Here is a 19,095-nt window from a genome sequence, read left to right on the forward strand (position 1 = left end):
AGATGCAACATCACTTTGCGAGAGTGCATTAAGACTGGAAGTTGCGGTAATAGTAACTGATCCGGGAACACCAAGTTTGGTAACTGCAGGAACACAGAATTTCTGTCAGTCCACTTCGCCAACTTTTGCAAGTATTCAGTTAAACGAATCTAATATCGTTTGGTATACTGCTTTAACTGGCGGAACGTTGATTCCTTCAACAACAGCTTTGACAAGTGGTACTTATTATGCGGCTATAAAAGATGCAACATCACTTTGCGAAAGTGCATTAAGACTGGAAGTTGCCGTAATAGTAACTGATCCTGGAACACCAAGTTTAGTAACTGCAGGAACTCAAAACTTCTGTCAGTCAACTGCGCCAACTTTTGCAAGTATTCAATTAAACGAATCTAATATCGTTTGGTATACTGCTTTAACTGGCGGAACGTTGATTCCTTCAACAACAGCTTTAACAAGTGGTACTTATTATGCAGCGATAAAAGATGCAACATCACTTTGCGAAAGTGCTGCAAGATTATTGGTAACCATTAGTGTTACAAATCCTGCAACACCTACAACTACATCATTTACGCAGCCTTTCTGTTCAGCAAGTAACCCAACGGTTGCGAGCATTCAGGTAAACGAAAGTAATGTGGTTTGGTACAGTGCACCAAATGGAGGAACTCCACTTGCACCAACTACAGCTTTAGTAAATGGAGATTATTATGCGGCATTAAAAGATGCAACAACTGGATGTGAAAGTAGTATCAGGCTAAAAGTTAGTGTTACTGTTGGAAGTTTAAATGCACCTACAACAAATAACACAGCTCAGAACTTCTGCTCAACTAGTGCTCCAACTATAGCAAGTATTCAGGTAAACGAAAGTAATGTAAGTTGGTTTAATAGTGCTATTGGAGGAACAGCGATTCCAACAGTAACACCTTTAACTTCGGGTACTTATTATGGAGAAATTACAGATTTAACAACAGGATGTAAAAGTGCAACTCGTTTACCGATTACAATTACAATTGTAAATCCAATGGCGACGCCAACGACGAATTCGCTAGCTCAAAACTTCTGTTCTGTAAATGCACCAAAAGTTTCGAATATTCAGGTAAACGAATCTAATGTAATTTGGTATAGCACTTCCACAGGAGGAACAGCAATTCCGTCAACGACAGCCTTAGCAAATGGTACTTATTATGGTGTTGTTTCGAGCGGTTCAGGTTGCGATAATTTGTTAAGATTAGAGGTGGTGGTGAATGTAAATACACCAATTTTAGTTACTACACCAAGAACATCACAAACATTTTGTCTGTCATCAACGCCAACAATTGAAGATATAGTTGTAAATGAAGCCAATATAGTGTGGTATACTTCAGCAAATGGCGGAACACCATTAGCAGCGAATACACCTCTTATAGCGACAACATATTATGCAGCAACACTTAACAGTACAAATAATGGCTGTGAAGGTGCTTCAAGATTAGGAGTAGCAGTTTCTTTTGATAATGATGCTCAGGTTCCGATCACGACAACAGATGATACACCATGTGTTTTCCAGGGAATCACTTATTCAATTGCCAACGGAAAATCAAATTATGTATGGTCAATTACCAACGGAACAATTACTTCCGGTGGAGGAAATGCAGATGGATCTGTAACAGTTTCTTGGTCTGATGTTGGACCGGGTAAAGTTGAGGTTGCTTATATCAATACATGTAATGAAAGATCAGTAAAATCATTAAATGTTACCGTAGCAACTTGTTCAGATCTAACGATAACCAACACAGTGAGTAATCCTAATCCTAATTTTGGTGATCAGATCACATTTACAGTAACGGTAAACAACATTGGTGAAGGTAATTTCATAAATACAATAGTTAGCGATTTATTACCAAGCGGATTTAATTTGGTAAGTGCAAATACAACTTTAGGTACATATGATTTATTAACTCAACTTTGGACAATTCCAACTTTAAATGCCGGACAAAGTGTAGTGCTTACAATTGTTGCCGAAGTATTGCCTAGTGGTAATTATACAAGTGTTGCAACAGTCGAAATTTCAACTCCTTTAGATGCTGATCCATCAAATAATTCGGCCTCAGTTACTGTTGAGCCAATTTGTTTGACAGTTTACAATGAGTTTACTCCAAACAACGACGGAGCTAACGATTTGTTTAGAATTGACTGTATCGAATCATATCCAAACAACGAGTTGAAAGTATATAACAGATATGGCTCATTAGTATATAGTAAACAACATTATGAAAATGATTGGGACGGAACCGCTAATGTATCCGGAGTTATTAATAGAGGAGATATGTTGCCTACAGGTACTTATTTTTATGTGATAACTATTGGAGATGGAACGGTTAAAAAAGGATGGTTATCTATAATGAGATAAGCAGCCGGTATTAATCATCTAATTAATTAAACTTAATAAGTATCGTTATGAAACTATATATAAAATCAGTAGAAACGTATTTCATTTTAATATGTTCGTTAATCACATTTTGTGCAAGTGCACAACAAGATCCGGAGTACACACAATATATGTACAACACAATGTCCGTAAATCCAGCTTATGCTGGATCTACGGGAACATTAGAAGCAACACTTTTACACCGTTCTCAATGGGTTGGAATTGATGGTGCTCCAGAAACACAATCGTTTTCTATTCACTCACCACTTCGAAACGAGAATATTGGTTTGGGATTAAGTGTCGTAAATGACAAAATTGGTCCATCAAACGAATTGTATCTCGACGGAAACTTTGCTTATTCAATCCCTTTAGGATATGATAAAAGACTGGCGTTTGGTCTTAAAGCAGGTATGAGAATGTTAAACATAGATTGGTCTAAAGGAAGATATTACAATAACAATGATGCTTTATTAAACCAAAACATAAATAATCAAATGAAGATTGCTGTTGGAGCAGGGGTTTACTATTATACAGATAAATGGTACGTAGGATTTTCGATTCCAAGCTTTATTCAAAATGATTATTATGACGACGTTCAGGAATCTATAGATTATGATCGTTTGCATTATTATTTAATGGGAGGTTATGTTTTTGATCTGAATCCTAATCTAAAATTCAAGCCAGCATTTTTAGTCAAAGCAGTAAATGGCGCACCACTTACTGCTGATATTTCGGCGAATTTTATGATTGCAGAAAAATTTGTAATAGGAGGTTCTTATCGAACAGATGATTCGGTAAGCATATTGGCCGGTTTTCAAATATCCAGAAGTTTTTATATCGGATATGCTTTTGATTACACCGTAAGTGATTTGAACAAGTACAATGATGGAACGCATGAAATTATCTTGCGTTACCAATTCATGAAAAACCAGAGTAAAATCAGATCTCCACGATTCTTCTAAATACAAAATCTATGAAAAAACTATATATCCTAAGTTTAGTCTTGAGCATTACCTTTGGTTTTGCTCAGACTAATTTAAAAAAGGCCGATGCATTGTTTAGAAATTATTCTTATGCAGATGCTTCTAAAGCCTATGAAGAATGTTTACAGAACATAAAGAATCCATCAGCACAAACAATTAAAAATGCAGCAGATTCTTATTATTTTATTTCTGATGCCAGAAATGCACTCAAATGGTACAAAAAATTATACGAGGTACAAGGCAATAATTTAACAGACATCTACTATCTGCGCTACATTCAATCTATGAAAGCAGTAATGGATTATGACGATGCAGACAGGATTACAAAAGAATATCTCAATAAAAAAGGAGATCAAAAAGAGATCAATCGATATGTTGCTCAAAAAAAACAATTAGACAGTTTAGCTAAAGCAAAGTCTCTTTATGAAATTAAAAATTTGGATATCAATACCAGTAAATCAGATTTTGGCGCGACTTTTTATTTAGATAAAATTGTATTTACATCAGCAAGAGATACAACAAGGTTTGGCGAGAAACTGTATAACTGGAACAACCAGCCTTTTTTAAATTTGTATGTTGCCGAAAGAAATCCTGCTGATGGAAGTTTGTTTAACGAAAAATTGTTTATCCCTAATGTCATGACCAAATATCATGAAGCAACAGCCAGTTTTGATGCCAGCGGAAAAACAATGTATTACTCATCTAATATAATCAAGAAAAACAAGCTTGTTATTGATGAAAATAAGATCAACAACTTTCAAATTCTTAAAGGTTCGTTAGTGAATGGGAAATTAGAAAATCCACAAAAAGTTTTCTTCGATAATGACGACTATTCTGTTGGACACCCTTCTTTAAGCGACGATGGCCGATGGCTTTTCTTTGCATCAGATATGCCGGGTGGTTATGGTGAAACGGATTTATATGTAGTAAAAATTGCAGAGGACGGGACAATGAGTTCTCCTCAAAATCTGGGACCAAAAATCAATACTATTGGCAATGACCTTTTTCCATTTTTCCGTAACGGAATACTTTATTTTTCTTCAGACGGGCATTACGGATTAGGAGATTTAGATGTATATGAAAGTACCTTTTTATCAGATGGAACTTTTTCGGCACCACGAAATTTAGGAGCACCAATAAATAGCAATAAAGACGATTTTACTTTTGTAATTGATAAAACAGGCACCTATGGTTATGTTTCTTCCAACAGAGCAGGAGGTAAAGGCGATGACGATATTTATTCTTTTACAAAAGCACTACCAACTTGTAATCAGAATATTTCAGGTAAAGCAACAGATAGAAAATCAAAATTACCATTGACAGATGTTACAGTTGTTGCTTACAACTCTTATAACGAGATTTTAGCAGAAACAAAAACAAATTTCGAAGGTAAATATGTAGTAACCGTTCCTTGTAATAAATCAGTTCGATTAGTCGCTACAAAAATGAATTACAGTAATGATGAAAAAACGGTAGAAACCACAAAGGAAAACGAAATAGACATTACCAATGTTGATTTTGAACTGAGTAACTACGATGATTTGGTAATTAAAAAGAAAGGAGTTGAAAAAGTAGATGTAAACCCAATTTATTTTGATTACAACAAACATGATATTACACCTGCAGCTGCTGAAGAACTGGCAAAAGTAGTTTTCATTATGCGAAAATTTCCTAATATCCGCATTAAAATAGAATCGCACACGGATTCCCGCGGAAAAGATTCCTATAACCTAAAACTTTCTGATGAAAGAGCCAAATCAACAAGAGATTATATTGTCTTGCAGGGAATCGACGCTTCAAGAATCGAAAGTGCAATAGGTTACGGTGAAAGCCGATTAATTAATAAATGTAAAAATGGCGTAAAATGTACTGAAGAAGAACATTTATTAAACAGACGCTCAGACTTTATCATTATTCAAAAGTAGTTTGAAAGTAATATTCTTATAATTTGGGGATTATTAGAATAAGGCATAAAACGAAGAGACCATTTGGAAGTTGGTTTTGTTTAATTCTTTTTAAGAATAATGGGCAAGAAGAAAATCAAGCTGCATCGTTTTGCAGCTTGATTTTTGATTTTATAAAAGTTTTGGTTTTTACTGTTTTTGAACAAAAATAATCCTAATTTTGATGTTCAGTTATTCTAAATCACAACCTCCAGTATTTTTATATTATATGAGTATTCAAGAAACCATTCAGACTTTAAGAGACGAACTTAATCAACACAATTACAACTATTATGTGTTAGATAATCCCACAATTTCTGATTATGACTTTGATATAAAACTAAAAGAACTTCAGGATTTAGAGAATAAACACCCTGAATTTTTTGATGAAAACTCACCAACACAAAGAGTAGGAGGAACCATAACGAAGAATTTTAAAACGATTGCACATCAATACAGAATGTATTCTTTAGATAATTCTTATTCTAAAGAAGATTTGCTCGATTGGGAAAACAGAATTCAGAAAGTGCTGGGTAATGTAGATTTACAATATACCTGCGAATTAAAATATGACGGAGCATCGATCAGTATTACCTACGAAAATGGTAAATTGGTACAAGCCTTGACCCGTGGAGATGGATTTCAGGGAGATGATGTTACCAATAATATTAAAACCATAAAATCGATCCCGTTACAATTAAAAGGAAATTACCCGGAGCGATTTGATATTCGAGGCGAAATTATATTGCCTTTTGCAGGTTTCGAAAAAATGAACCAGGAATTAATCGAAATAGGAGAAACACCTTATTCGAACCCAAGAAATACAGCATCCGGAAGTTTAAAATTACAAGACAGTGCCGAGGTCGCAAAACGTCCCTTAGAATGTTTATTGTATTTTGTAACCGGAAATAATTTGCCATTCTCATCTCAGTTTGAAGGTTTGGAATCTGCCAGAAAGTGGGGATTTAAAGTTCCTGGAGAAGCAAAATTGGTCAATAGCATGCAGGAAGTTTTTGACTTCATTGATTATTGGGACCTACACAGACATAATTTACCATATGAAACAGATGGAGTAGTTGTAAAAGTAAACAGCATACAGCATCAGGAAGAATTAGGGTATACCGCAAAATCACCACGTTGGGCAATAGCTTATAAATTCAAATCAGAACAAGTCTCTACCATTTTAAATTCGATCACTTATCAGGTTGGCCGTACCGGAGCAATAACGCCCGTAGCAAATTTGGCACCCGTACAATTGGCAGGAACGATTGTAAAAAGAGCCTCTTTGCACAATGCAGATCAAATAGAGAAATTAGATATCAGAATAAATGATACCGTTTTTGTTGAAAAAGGAGGAGAAATTATTCCAAAGATAATCGCCGTAGATTTAGAGAAACGTCCAGAAAATTCAGAACCAACCAAATACATCACACATTGCCCGGTTTGTGAAACCGAGTTGAAAAGAAATGAAGGAGAAGCCAACCATTATTGTCCTAATTTTTACGGATGTCCACCACAAATTATAGGCAGAATCCAGCATTATATTTCAAGAAAAGCAATGGATATTGAAGGTCTTGGCGGCGAAACAGTGGCATTGCTTTACAAGAACGGTTTAGTTCATAACTATGCTGATTTATATGAGTTGAAAGTAGAAGATATTTTGCACTTAGACAGAATGGCAAAAAAATCTGCTGAAAACTTAGTAAATGGTGTCGAGAAATCTAAAGAAATTCCGTTCGAAAGCGTTCTTTTTGCTTTAGGAATTCGTTTTGTTGGAGAAACAGTCGCTAAAAAATTAGCCAAGCATTATAAAAATATCGATGCACTAAGTCAGGCATCCCTAATGGATTTGATTCTGGTAGATGAAATAGGAGAACGAATCGCTAAAAGCGTAATAGAGTTCTTTGAAAATGAAGAAAATCAAAAAATTATTCAACGATTAAAAAGTTATGGAGTTCAGTTCGAGATTGTAGAAAAAGTCAATCCAAACGCTACAGACAAATTCATTGGAAAAACATTTGTAGTATCAGGAGTTTTTAGCCAGTTTTCAAGAGATGAGCTAAAGAAAACCATAGAAGATAATGGAGGTAAAGTAGGAAGTTCGATTTCAGCAAAAACTGATTTCGTAGTAGCCGGAGATAATATGGGACCTGCAAAATTAGAAAAAGCCAATAAATTAAATATTCCTATCTTGTCAGAAGAAGATTTTATAAACAAAATAAATGAAAGCGAATAAACCGTCTTTGATTTTATTCTTTTTAGCCCTGCTTTGTACAATCATTTTTGATTGGACGGAGCAGGATTTTTTTGCACTATATGCCAAAGCAATAGTATTGCCGGCAATCTTTATTTATTTTTTGATAAGCAATGAGTTTAAAATAGGAAAAACCGAAACGCTAATTTTTATTACCTGTTTTATAGGTCAGGTCTTTGATTTGATGGATGTCGAAATTTCTGAGATTGGTGGGGTAGTGTGCTTCTTGATCGTATACCTTTTAATCATAAAACTTTATATACACGAGCATGAAAAAATACAACTGCAGAGAAAAGATATTTTACCCGTTTCTATCGTCGTAATATTTATAGCATACTTATTAATATCAGTCCTAAGCCTGCAATTTGATAATATTAAAAAGTTTCACGGATTGTATATTTTCTACGGGATCGTATTAAGTATTTTAAGTTATTTTTCGTTCGTAAACTATATAACAAAAGGAACACATATAACACTGTTAATGTCATTGATGGCCATTTGCTACATATTTTCGGATATTTTCTATATTTTCAATGAATACTTTTCCTATTCCGTGGTTCTCGTTATAATTCGCGATGTAACACAAATTTTGGCTTATTTCTTTATGGTAGAATACTTTCTCGAAAAAGCCAAAATTCATAAAAAGTTATTACACAATAATTGATCTCCCTTGGTTACTGTGCGCTTTGTCCTTATCAAAATAGAAATCTATTCGCCCTAAATTAATACCATAACAACCCACCTGATTCACCAATACATCCTGCCCCGCTTTATTCTTTACAATAGTTGGTTTATCCAGAAAAGTATGAGTATGTCCGCCAATAATCAAATCAATATCCTGAGTTTGCTCCGCTAATTTTAAGTCACAAATTTTAGAAGCATCATCTTTGTATTTGTATCCTATGTGCGACAGGCAAATCACCAAATCACATTTTTCCTCTTTTTTCAATAATTGCGTCATGTCCTGAGCAACTTCTACCGGATCATTATAAACAGTTTCCTTATAGTTTAGTTTGTCTACTAAGCCCGCAAGCTCAATACCTACACCAAAAACACCAACCTTAATTCCGTTTTTATTAAAGATTTTGTACGGTTTTACAAGACCATCCATTACAGTATTCTTAAAATCATAATTTGAATTAATAAATTCAAAAGTTGCATGAGGCATTTGAGCATACAATCCATCTAGACCATTGTCAAAATCATGATTTCCAATAGTCGATGCATCATATTTCATCATACTCATCAGCTTGAACTCAAGTTCACCACCATAATAATTAAAGTAAGGCGTTCCCTGAAAAATATCCCCGGCATCTAATAAAAGCACATTTGGATTTTCCTGACGAATAGTTTCTATAAGTGCCGCTCTGCGAGATACACCACCTTTGTTTGGATTACGGGGATCATCAGCAGGAAAAGGATCGATGTGACTGTGAACATCGTTAGTATGTAGAATCGTTAAGTGTTTAATATCGTTAGTTTCAAAACTGCTTAATGACAAACCTAAACTTAATAAGGCAGTACTTGCAGCTGTTTTTTCGATAAATTCTCTTCTTTTCATTTTGTATGTTTTTTGCGAAAACGCTTATAATTTTGCTAATAAAAGATTTTTTTTGATACTAATTCAGTTCAAATTAGTGTTTCGTTTACCAGATAGAATTAGTGTAAATTCCTGTAATTTGTGGCAAACTTTTTTTGATTTTTATTCTTCCGTAATTCTGATATCTTTTGCCACCGGAATAGTATCAACAGATTTAAAATAATCAATCAATACATTTCGAAGCTTATAGTTCAAATCAAATTTCTCAACACCTTTTGCGAAAAAAGTCATGCTGTCACCACCATTCGCCAGATAATCATTCGTAGCTACATAATATATCTTGTTAACATCAAGAGGTTTTCCCTGAATCAGAATGTTTTTTGCAGTATTATCTTTTGCTATCGTAAAAGTCATTCCTGATAAAGGATGAGGCTTTTTCTCCTTAATAATATAAGCAGTCATTTCCAGAATTTGTTCTCCTTTTAAAGCTATGACAACAAGATTGTTTTCAAATGGCATAATTTCATACGCAGTTCTAGTAGTAACATTTCCTTTAGGAAGGATGGCACGAATTCCGCCATGATTTAAAAAACACAGATCGATGCTTTTTTTCTCACGAGCTTTAAAAACGATATTTCCTCTTTCTACACAAACATCAGCCAATAAGTTTCCAATACTCGTTTGCCATTTCCCCGTACTCTTGTCAAGAGTTTCAGGACAATAGGCCAAAACGCTGTCTAAATCCTTATTGATATGATCGCGATAAGGTTTAATAAAATTTTCGATTGCAGGAGTTTCTGCATCTTTCTCCGTGATTGGAAGTTGTTTTCCTTCTATCTTCGTCAGATTGTAGTTTTTCTGACTGCAAGAAGTTATAAAAAAAAGTGTTAAGAATATAACAAAAAGTTTTAAAAATCCGTTATACTTTTTTAGTTTTACCATCTTAAATGCGACTTAAATAATTAATTTTGTAATCTGGCAAAAGTACTATGTTTTTAAATTATATAAAGGAATTTTTTGTAAAAAAATCATTAAAAAATAGCCTCGATAATGTTAAAAAGGAAGTATTTACCAGTAATATACAAACAATTGGTTTACTGATTGATGAAAGTAGTTTTCAGCATTCAAAACAACTCGTTAACGAACTTGTTTTGCAGGGGATAGCTCCTGAGAACATAAAGATTGTTGCGTATAGAAGTAAATTTAAAGAAAAACAAACCTATTTGATCCCTACTTTTGGTAAAAAACATATCAATTGGAACGGAGAGATTGCAACGGTTTTTTTAAATGAATTTATTGAAACAGAATTTGATCTTTTGATAAGTTATTACAGCATCGAAACAGGTATTTTGATGATGATAACCAGCAAATCAAAAGCGAAGTTTAAAGTGGGATTTGCAGCCGTAGATAAAAATTTGAATCGATGGATGATCAACACCACTATAGAGAATTATAAACTTTTCGTTACTGAATTGTTTAAGTATTTAAAGAGTTTAAAATAAAAATATAAATTAGAATATGCAATCATTAATAGGAACCGGTGTTGCGCTAGTCACTCCATTCAAAAAAGACTTTTCAGTAGATATTCAGGCTTTACAACGCATCGTTAATTTTTCGATAGACGGAGGAGTAGAATATCTTGTAGTTATGGGTACAACAGCAGAAAATGCTACCTTGACACAAGCCGAAAAAGAATTGGTTATTACTACTGTAATCGATACCAATAAAGGAAGATTGCCTTTAGTTCTTGGAGTTGGAGGTAATAATACCATGCAAATAGTTGAGGAATTAAAAACTGGGGATTTTTCAGCTTTTGAAGCCATACTTTCTGTTTCTCCTTATTATAACAAGCCAACACAAGAAGGAATATATCAGCATTTCAAAGCCATAGCCGAAGCTTCTCCAATTCCTGTAATTTTATACAATGTTCCCGGAAGAACATCAAGCAATATGTTGCCCTCTACGGTAATTCGTCTTGCAAATGATTTTGAGAATGTTGTAGCAATAAAAGAAGCAGCAGGAGATGTGGTACAGGCGATGCAATTGATTAAAAATGTACCAAAAGATTTTCTTGTAATTTCAGGAGATGATATGATCGCATTACCAATCGTTTTAGCAGGTGGAGCAGGAGTGATTTCAGTGATTGGACAAGGTTTTCCGAAAGAATTTTCAGAAATGATTCGCTTGGGATTAAATAAAAAAGTAAATGAAGCGTTTAAAACCCAATACTTTTTGTCAGATTGTATTGATATGATTTTTGAGCAGGGAAATCCTGCCGGAATCAAGCAAGTTTTTCAAGCCCTTGGTATTGCTGACAACACAGTGCGTTTGCCGTTAGTAAGCGTAGATGATTCATTGGCAAACAGGTTGAATGAATTTGTAAAAAACAGCATAAAATAACAGTGAGATTGCCGGTATTTTAATATACCAAAAAATATTTTGTAGTAGCTAAATTAATAACTAAATTTGCCACCGGAACTTCGGTGTGATTTTGCTTTGGCATAATTGTCTAAGAAATCATAATAAAAGTAAGAAAATGAAAAAAATAGTATCTCTATTAATTGTTGTTGTCCTTTTTTGTTCTTGTAGTGAATATCAAAAAGCATTGAAAAATGAAGACGTTGCAGCAAAATTTGAAGTGGCAACCAAGATGTATGAAGCTGGAAAGTATTCGAAAGCCATACGTCTTTTTGAACAATTAGCTCCTTCGTATAGAGGAAAGCCTCAGGCAGAGAAACTTTTTTATATGTTTTCGCAATCTTACTATAAATCAAAACAGTACTATTTAGCAGGTTACCAGTTCGAAAGCTTTGTTTCGGGGTATCCTCGTAGTGAGAAAGTACAGGAAGCTGCATTTTTAGGAGCATTCAGTTATTCAAAATTAGCTCCGGTTTATAGTTTAGATCAAACAGATACATTAAAAGCCTTAGAGAAATTTCAGGCCTTTATAGATAATTACCCAAACTCAGAATACATTGCTCAGGCAAATGAAGTTGTGAAAGTTTTGAATGGTAAACTAGAGAAAAAAGCATACGAAAATGCAAAAGGATACAATACCATATCTGATTATAAATCGGCATTGATTGCATTTGATAACTTTATCGCTGATTATCCGGGAACACCTTTTAAAGAAGATGCCCTGTTTTATAAATACGATTCAGCATATAAATTGGCAATAAATAGTGTTCCTTCAAAAATGGAAGAACGTTTAAATGTTGCAAAAGTAGCATATGCTAACTTAATTAAGTTTAATAGCGCTACAAAATACAAAAAAGAGGCAGAAGAAATGAATGCCAGAGTTGAGACAGATTTACAAAAATTTACTAAATAAAATAAAGTCATGGATTTAAAAAAGACGAATGCTCCTGTAAATACAATAACTTACAATAAAACAGTTATTGAAGAGCCAACAGGAAATGTGTATGAAGCAATTACCATTATGGCTAAAAGAGCAAATCAAATTAATTCTGAAATTAAAAAAGAATTAACTGAGAAATTAGAAGAGTTTGCTACTTATAATGACAGTCTTGAAGAAGTTTTTGAAAATAAAGAACAAATTGAAGTTTCTAAATTTTACGAAAAATTGCCTAAACCACACGCTTTAGCAGTTCAGGAGTGGTTAGACGGTAAAACTTACCACAGAAGTTCAAATAATAAATAATATAGTATAATGTCAGTTTTAAACGGGAAGAAAATTTTGCTGGGAGTTTCTGGCGGAATTGCAGCGTATAAAACAGCCTCATTAGTACGACTCTTTATAAAAGCAGGTGCACATATCCAAGTGATAATGACACCTGCTTCTAAGGATTTTGTAACCCCACTTACGTTATCTACGTTATCAAAAAATCCTGTACATTCTAATTTCTTTAATCAGGATGATGAAGACGCTGTTTGGAACAATCATGTTGAATTGGCCCTTTGGGCTGATCTAATGTTAATTGCTCCTGCGACAGCCAATACGTTATCTAAAATGGCAACTGGAAATTGTGATAATCTTTTAATTGCAGCCTATTTATCTGCTAAATGTCCTGTTTATTTTGCTCCGGCAATGGATTTGGATATGTACAAGCATCCATCGACTTTATCTAATTTTGCTGCTTTAAAACAGTTCGGAAATGTAATGATTCCTGCTGAAAATGGAGAGTTAGCAAGTGGTTTATCCGGTGAAGGCCGAATGGCTGAACCTGAAAATATTATTGCTTTTCTTGAAGCAGATCTGGAGAGTAAATTACCCCTAAAAGGAAAAAAAATATTAATTACTGCCGGACCAACATACGAAGCAATAGATCCTGTACGTTTTGTAGGAAATCATTCTTCAGGAAAGATGGGTTTTGATATTGCTAACCAAGCCGCTAATTTAGGAGCGCAGGTTATTTTAGTATCCGGACCAACCCACTATAAAGCAAAGAATACTTTAATTCAGGTGATTGATGTAGTTTCGGCCCAGGAGATGTATGATGCCTGTCATTTATATTTTAATGACGTTGATGTTGCTATTGCAGCAGCAGCCGTAGCGGATTACCGACCTAAAGTTGTAGCTTTACAAAAGATTAAAAAAGCATCAGAAGAATTCTCGATAGAACTCGAAAAAACAAAAGATATTTTAGCATCACTCGGCACAATCAAAAAGAAGCAATTTTTAATTGGATTCGCTTTAGAGACTGAAAATGAAATTGAAAATGCTAAGTTGAAAATTCAGAAAAAAAACTTAGATTTGATTGTTTTAAATTCCTTACAAGATAAAGGAGCCGGTTTTAAAAAAGAAACCAATAAAGTAACTTTTATTGATCGAAATTTTAAAATTGAACCAATGGAATTAAAAACAAAAGAATCTGTTGCAGTTGATATTTTAGAGAAAGTGATTTCGCATTTTTCGTAATCATCATGATTTAGAATAAAAACTAAAAGCAAGGATAGTAAATTCTATTGCGTGCTAAATCAAATATTATCTTTCGTATGAATAAAATAGTTACTCTTTTAGTATTTTTAATTTTTGGCTTCGCACAAGCACAACAGCTAAATTGCACAGTAACCATTAATACAGAAAGGTTGCCTAATCCTAATCAGCAAGTTTTTAAAACACTTCAGACATCATTGTCTGAATTTGTAAACAAAACAGACTGGACAGGTTCAATCCTGAAGCAAAACGAGCGAATCAATTGTTCAATGTATATTACATTGTCATCAAATAATTCAGATCAGTTTTCAGGAACAATCCAGATACAATCGTCACGATTAATTTATAATTCTACATATTCGTCCCCTGTTTTAAATTATAACGATAAAGATTTTAATTTTAGATACACAGAGTACGAACCATTATTGTTTAATCCAAGTACATTCGATTCAAACTTAGTATCTGTGATTTCTTTTTATAGTTATATGATTTTAGCTATGGATGCTGATACGTTTCAGTTGACGGGAGGAAATCCGTATCTTGAAACAGCTCAAAATATTGCAAGTGTTGCCCAGCAAGGCGGATCAAAAGGCTGGAGCCAGTCTGATGGAGTTCAGAATCGTTATTATTTAATAAATGATATGACCTCGCCAATGTATAGTGATTTACGTCAGACAATGTTTGAGTACCATAGAGGTTTAGATGGTATGAGTCTGGATTTAAAAGCATCCAAAGAAAAAGTGAAAGCTGCAATAATGATTCTTGGACGATTGAACTCAGTTAAGCCAAATGCCTTTTTGACAAGAGTGTTTTTTGATGCAAAATCAGACGAAATCGTTTCTATATTCTCAGGAGGCCCAAGCATTCCGGTAGGCGATTTGACAGATATGCTTAATAAAGTCTCGCCTTTAAACTCTACTAAATGGTCACAGATTAAATTTTAATTAATTTTCAGATTACTTTCTTTAATAATTTTTATACTTACACAATTCCCTTATGATAACGTCCTTGTCGATTAAAAACTATGCCCTGATTGAAAAACTCACAATCGATTTTTCAAAAGGTTTTTCTATAATTACAGGTGAAACAGGTGCAGGTAAATCTATTATATTAGGTGCAATAGGATTGGTTTTAGGAAAAAGAGCCGATTTAACTTCATTAAAAAATAAAGAGGAAAAATGTGTTATTGAAGCCCATTTTGAAATCTCTAAATACAACTTAAAAGAATTTTTTGAAGCAAATGATCTTGACTACGAAGACGACACCATTATTAGAAGAGAAATTTTACCATCAGGAAAATCTCGTGCTTTTATTAATGATAGTCCCGTAAATCTTCAGGAATTACAAGATTTGAGTTTGTTTTTGATTGATATTCACTCACAGCAGCAAACACAGGAGCTTTCTGACGAAGGTGTTCAGTTTAAGATAATTGATGCTATTGCGAATAATTTTGATACCATTCAATCTTATCAAAAAGAATTAAAATCTTATAAATCAGATAAAACAAAACTTAATGCTTTATTAAAAAAACAAAGTGATTCAGGAAAAGAACAGGAATATAACACCTTTTTATTGAATGAATTGGTTAGTGCTAAGCTGAAATCAGGAGAACAAGAAGAATTAGAGGCTGATTACGAAAAGTTAAACAACGTTGAAATTATAAAAGAAGCGATTGATAAATCAATTGTTATTGCTAATGAAGAACAATTTGGAGTTTTTCATAATCTAAATGAAATAAAAGCTTCATTGCAAAAAATCGCACCTTTTTCTCCCGAGTATCACAATATTTTTGAGAGAATTGTAAGTTTAGCAATAGAATTTGATGATGTTTCAAGAGAAATGCAAAATTCATCTGAAAAATTATTAAATGATCCAGCAAAATTAGAACTAGTAAGTCAAAAATTGCAATTAATCTATAATTTACAAAAAAAGCATCAGGTAACTACTGTCGATGAATTAATTGAAATTCAGGCTAATTTAGGAAATGTGCTTCTTGAGTTAGATAATATAGAAGAAGAGATCGCGCTTTTATCAAAATCAATAGAGCAAAAAGGAATTGAGTTAGATGCTTTTTCAGCAACAATTCATCAAAACAGAACCAAAGCGATTCCAGTTCTGTCTCAAAAATTAATTTCGATTTTAGAAACTTTAGGAATGCCAAATGTTCGTTTCAATATGGAACTTTTGCCATCAGAAACATACTTTCAAAACGGAAAAGATGAATTGCAATTTTTATTCTCTGCCAATAAAGGAACTGATTTTGGATTATTGAAAAAAGTGGCATCTGGAGGAGAAATGTCTCGTATTATGTTAGCTGTTAAAGCAATTTTAGCGCAATATTCAAAATTACCAACTTTAATCTTTGATGAAATCGATACCGGTGTTTCAGGAGAAATTGCTATTAGAATGGGAGAAATCATGAAAGAAATGAGTGCAACAATGCAAATTTTTGCTATTACCCATTTACCGCAAATAGCGGCCAAAGGAGATTCTCATTTTAAAGTTTTTAAATCTACAGTTGATGATGATACCCAATCAGAATTAAAGCTTCTGTCTCAGGACGAAAGAGTTATGGAAATTGCTCAAATGTTATCAGGAGCAGTTGTTTCAGATTCGGCTTTAAATCATGCTAAAGCCTTGTTGAACTAAAGAAATAATTTATATTTGTCAACTCAAAGCTAATTAAACAAACGTAAATAAGTTAGTCATTTATCGCAACGATAAAATTAACCCAATCAACGCATAAACAATAAAAATATGATTATAGAACCTAGAATGAGAGGATTTATTTGCTTGACTGCACATCCAAAAGGCAGTGAGCAAAATGTTAAAAATCAAATAGAATATATAAAATCAAAAGGGCTAATTGCCGGTGCTAAAAAGGTATTAGTTATTGGTGCTTCGACAGGTTTTGGATTAGCTTCAAGAATAACAAGTGCTTTTGGATCTGATGCTGCAACTATTGGAGTATTTTTTGAAAAACCACCAGTTGAAGGTAAAACAGCTTCGCCAGGTTGGTATAATTCTGCTGCATTTGAAACAGAAGCTCACAAAGCAGGTTTATATGCAAAAAGTATCAATGGAGATGCTTTTTCAAATGAAATAAAAAGACAAACTCTTGATTTAATCAAGGCAGATTTAGGTCAGGTTGATCTTATAATCTATAGTTTAGCTTCACCAGTTCGTCAACATCCGGTTACAGGAGTTTTGCACCGTTCAGTTTTAAAACCAATCGGACAAACTTTTACCAATAAAACAGTAGATTTTCATACAGGAAATGTTACAGAAGTTTCTATTGCTCCCGCGACAGATGAAGATATCACTAATACTATTGCAGTAATGGGTGGTGAAGACTGGACAATGTGGATCGACGCATTAAAAGCTGAAAATTTATTAGCAGAAGGTGCTACAACAGTTGCGTATTCTTATATCGGGCCATCATTGACAGAAGCGGTTTATCGTAAAGGTACAATTGGCCGTGCAAAAGATGATTTAGAAGCTACAGCATTCTCAATTACTGATAGTTTGAAATCAATAGGAGGAAAAGCTTATGTTTCTGTAAATAAAGCATTAGTAACACAAGCGAGTTCTGCAATTCCTGTTATTCCTTTGTATATTTCACTTTTATATAAAATTATGAAAGAAGAAGGGATTCATGAAGGTTGTATTGAGCAAATCCAGCGTTTGTTTAAGGAAAGATTGTACTCAGGTTCAGATGTTCCTGTAGACGAAAAAGGCAGAATCAGAATCGACGATTGGGAAATGCGTGAAGATGTTCAGGCAAAAGTAGCAAAACTTTGGTTAGAAGCTACTACTGAAACATTACCTGCAATTGGAGATTTAGCAGGATATAGAAACGATTTTTTGAATCTTTTTGGATTTGAATTTGCAGGAGTGGATTACAATGCAGACACAAATGAAGTTGTTGAAATCGAAAGTATCAAATAGATAAAGAAATTATAATAAAAGAGAAAAACCATCAACCAAAAGTTGATGGTTTTTTTATGAATATAACATACCTTTGTTAAAATTTTGAAATTTAAATATTACCACTCTAATACCGCATATCCCGTTATGATTTTTTCTTTAATTATACCCGTGTATAATCGTCCGGATGAAGTTGATGAACTTTTAGAAAGTTTATCAAAATCTGACTATAATGAAGCTTTCGAAATTGTTCTTGTCGAAGACGGATCTTCAATTCCTTGCAAAGATGTTGTGATGACCTATCAGGGAAAATTGAATATTTCATATTATTTTAAAGAGAATTCAGGACCTGGAGACTCAAGAAATTTTGGAATGCAGAAAGCGCGTGGTGATTATTTCATCATTTTTGATTCAGATTGTATCATTCCGCCAAATTATTTGTCAGAAGTCCGAAAAGCATTAAACGCAGATTATGTGGATTGTTTTGGAGGACCGGACAAAGCATTGGATAGTTTTTCTGATATTCAGAAAGCTATTAATTTTGCAATGACCTCCTTTCTTACCACCGGAGGAATTCGTGGTGGCTCTGAAAAGATTAATAAGTTTCAGCCCAGAAGTTTCAATATGGGAATTTCAAAAAAGGCATTCGAAGCATCAAAAGGATTTGGAAACATACATCCCGGAGAAGACCCGGATCTTTCGATACGTTTGTGGAATTTAGGTTTTGAGACCAGACTATTCCCCGAAGCATATGTATATCATAAACGCAGGATAGATTGGGAAAAATTTTCTGTTCAGGTAAATAAATTCGGAATTGCCAGGCCAATTTTAAACAGTTGGTATCCGGAACATAATAAGTTAACCTTCTTTTTTCCTTCAGTATTTATACTAGGTCTATTATTAGCTTTTTTACTATTAATTTTTAATATTGATCTGTTATTACAATTATATTTTGTATATTTCGTTATAATTTTTCTTACAGCAAGTATTCAAAATAAAAGCGTTAAAATTGGATACTTGTCAGTAATTGCAGTATGGAAGCAGTTTTATGGATATGGAACGGGATTTTTAAAATCATTCATAAAAGTTATTCTTTTAAAGAAAAAACCACAAGAGGCTTTTCCTCGTATGTTTTTTAAAGTGTAAT

General features: G+C 33.6%; 16 protein-coding genes. 14 read left to right on the top strand and 2 right to left on the bottom strand.

All coding sequences use genetic code 11. The annotated features are described in order from the left end of the window. From NJT12_RS17095 to NJT12_RS17115, 5 genes are all read left to right on the top strand, one after another. The coding region (locus tag NJT12_RS17095; protein ID WP_271337147.1) for an Ig-like domain-containing protein at window positions 1-2,386 on the top strand (2,386 nt) is incomplete at its 5' end. 47 nt (window positions 2,387-2,433) lie between these two features. After that, a complete protein-coding gene (locus NJT12_RS17100; RefSeq protein ID WP_271337148.1) occupies window positions 2,434-3,366 on the top strand; it encodes a PorP/SprF family type IX secretion system membrane protein in 933 nt (310 codons plus the stop codon). A gap of 11 nt (window positions 3,367-3,377) precedes the next feature. Then, entirely contained in the window at window positions 3,378-5,312 is a 1,935-nt protein-coding gene (locus NJT12_RS17105; protein WP_271337149.1) for an OmpA family protein, read from the top strand. Window positions 5,313-5,559: 247 nt separating this feature from the next. Continuing rightward, window positions 5,560-7,566 (top strand): NAD-dependent DNA ligase LigA, encoded by a 2,007-nt coding sequence (gene ligA / locus NJT12_RS17110; protein ID WP_271337150.1) that lies wholly within the window; start codon window positions 5,560-5,562, stop codon window positions 7,564-7,566. Continuing rightward, window positions 7,553-8,248 carry a lysoplasmalogenase family protein gene (locus NJT12_RS17115; protein ID WP_271337151.1) on the top strand — a complete coding sequence of 232 codons (696 nt, stop codon included), beginning with the start codon at window positions 7,553-7,555 and terminating at the stop codon, window positions 8,246-8,248. The genes ligA and NJT12_RS17115 overlap by 14 nt, the downstream gene beginning before the upstream one ends. Here NJT12_RS17115 and NJT12_RS17120 read toward each other — a convergent pair. Both NJT12_RS17120 and NJT12_RS17125 read right to left on the bottom strand, forming a co-directional pair. Next, the gene (locus NJT12_RS17120; RefSeq protein WP_271337152.1) at window positions 8,234-9,145 is read right to left on the bottom strand and encodes a bifunctional metallophosphatase/5'-nucleotidase; all 912 of its coding nucleotides are present in this window, start codon (window positions 9,143-9,145) and stop codon (window positions 8,234-8,236) included. The two genes, NJT12_RS17115 and NJT12_RS17120, sit on opposite strands and share 15 nt — an antisense overlap. A 141-nt stretch (window positions 9,146-9,286) precedes the next feature. Continuing rightward, on the bottom strand, window positions 9,287-10,066 hold the full coding sequence (locus tag NJT12_RS17125) for a 5'-nucleotidase C-terminal domain-containing protein (RefSeq protein WP_271337153.1): 780 nt from the start codon (window positions 10,064-10,066) through the stop codon (window positions 9,287-9,289). Window positions 10,067-10,113: 47 nt separating this feature from the next. Between NJT12_RS17125 and NJT12_RS17130 the strand changes: the two genes are divergently transcribed. The 9 genes from NJT12_RS17130 to NJT12_RS17170 all read left to right on the top strand — a co-directional run bounded on the left by NJT12_RS17130 (window position 10,114) and on the right by NJT12_RS17170 (window position 19,094). Continuing rightward, on the top strand, window positions 10,114-10,626 hold the full coding sequence (locus NJT12_RS17130) for a DUF6913 domain-containing protein (RefSeq protein WP_271337154.1): 513 nt from the start codon (window positions 10,114-10,116) through the stop codon (window positions 10,624-10,626). Window positions 10,627-10,642: 16 nt separating this feature from the next. After that, on the top strand, window positions 10,643-11,524 hold the full coding sequence (dapA, locus tag NJT12_RS17135; protein WP_271337155.1) for a 4-hydroxy-tetrahydrodipicolinate synthase: 882 nt from the start codon (window positions 10,643-10,645) through the stop codon (window positions 11,522-11,524). 136 nt (window positions 11,525-11,660) lie between these two features. Continuing rightward, the gene (locus tag NJT12_RS17140; RefSeq protein ID WP_271337156.1) at window positions 11,661-12,455 is read left to right on the top strand and encodes an outer membrane protein assembly factor BamD; all 795 of its coding nucleotides are present in this window, start codon (window positions 11,661-11,663) and stop codon (window positions 12,453-12,455) included. Between the two features lie 9 nt (window positions 12,456-12,464). After that, a complete protein-coding gene (locus tag NJT12_RS17145; protein ID WP_089350958.1) occupies window positions 12,465-12,785 on the top strand; it encodes a DNA-directed RNA polymerase subunit omega in 321 nt (106 codons plus the stop codon). Window positions 12,786-12,794: 9 nt separating this feature from the next. Further along, window positions 12,795-14,003: a bifunctional phosphopantothenoylcysteine decarboxylase/phosphopantothenate--cysteine ligase CoaBC gene (gene coaBC / locus NJT12_RS17150; protein ID WP_271337157.1), complete on the top strand. Its 1,209-nt coding sequence runs from the start codon at window positions 12,795-12,797 to the stop codon at window positions 14,001-14,003. Window positions 14,004-14,080: 77 nt separating this feature from the next. After that, window positions 14,081-14,965 (top strand): type IX secretion system protein PorD, encoded by an 885-nt coding sequence (gene porD, locus NJT12_RS17155; RefSeq protein ID WP_271337158.1) that lies wholly within the window; start codon window positions 14,081-14,083, stop codon window positions 14,963-14,965. Window positions 14,966-15,017: 52 nt separating this feature from the next. Then, window positions 15,018-16,670, top strand: coding sequence for a DNA repair protein RecN (recN, locus tag NJT12_RS17160; protein WP_271337159.1), 1,653 nt, complete (start codon window positions 15,018-15,020; stop codon window positions 16,668-16,670). 108 nt (window positions 16,671-16,778) lie between these two features. Then, the gene (gene fabV / locus NJT12_RS17165) at window positions 16,779-17,969 is read left to right on the top strand and encodes an enoyl-ACP reductase FabV (protein ID WP_271337160.1); all 1,191 of its coding nucleotides are present in this window, start codon (window positions 16,779-16,781) and stop codon (window positions 17,967-17,969) included. A gap of 126 nt (window positions 17,970-18,095) precedes the next feature. After that, window positions 18,096-19,094, top strand: a complete 999-nt coding sequence (locus NJT12_RS17170) for a glycosyltransferase family 2 protein (protein ID WP_271337198.1) — start codon at window positions 18,096-18,098, stop codon at window positions 19,092-19,094. The last annotated feature ends 1 nt before the right edge of the window (window position 19,095 follow it).

It is taken from the genome of Flavobacterium azizsancarii (assembly GCF_027980145.1).
Lineage (GTDB): Bacteria > Bacteroidota > Bacteroidia > Flavobacteriales > Flavobacteriaceae > Flavobacterium > Flavobacterium azizsancarii.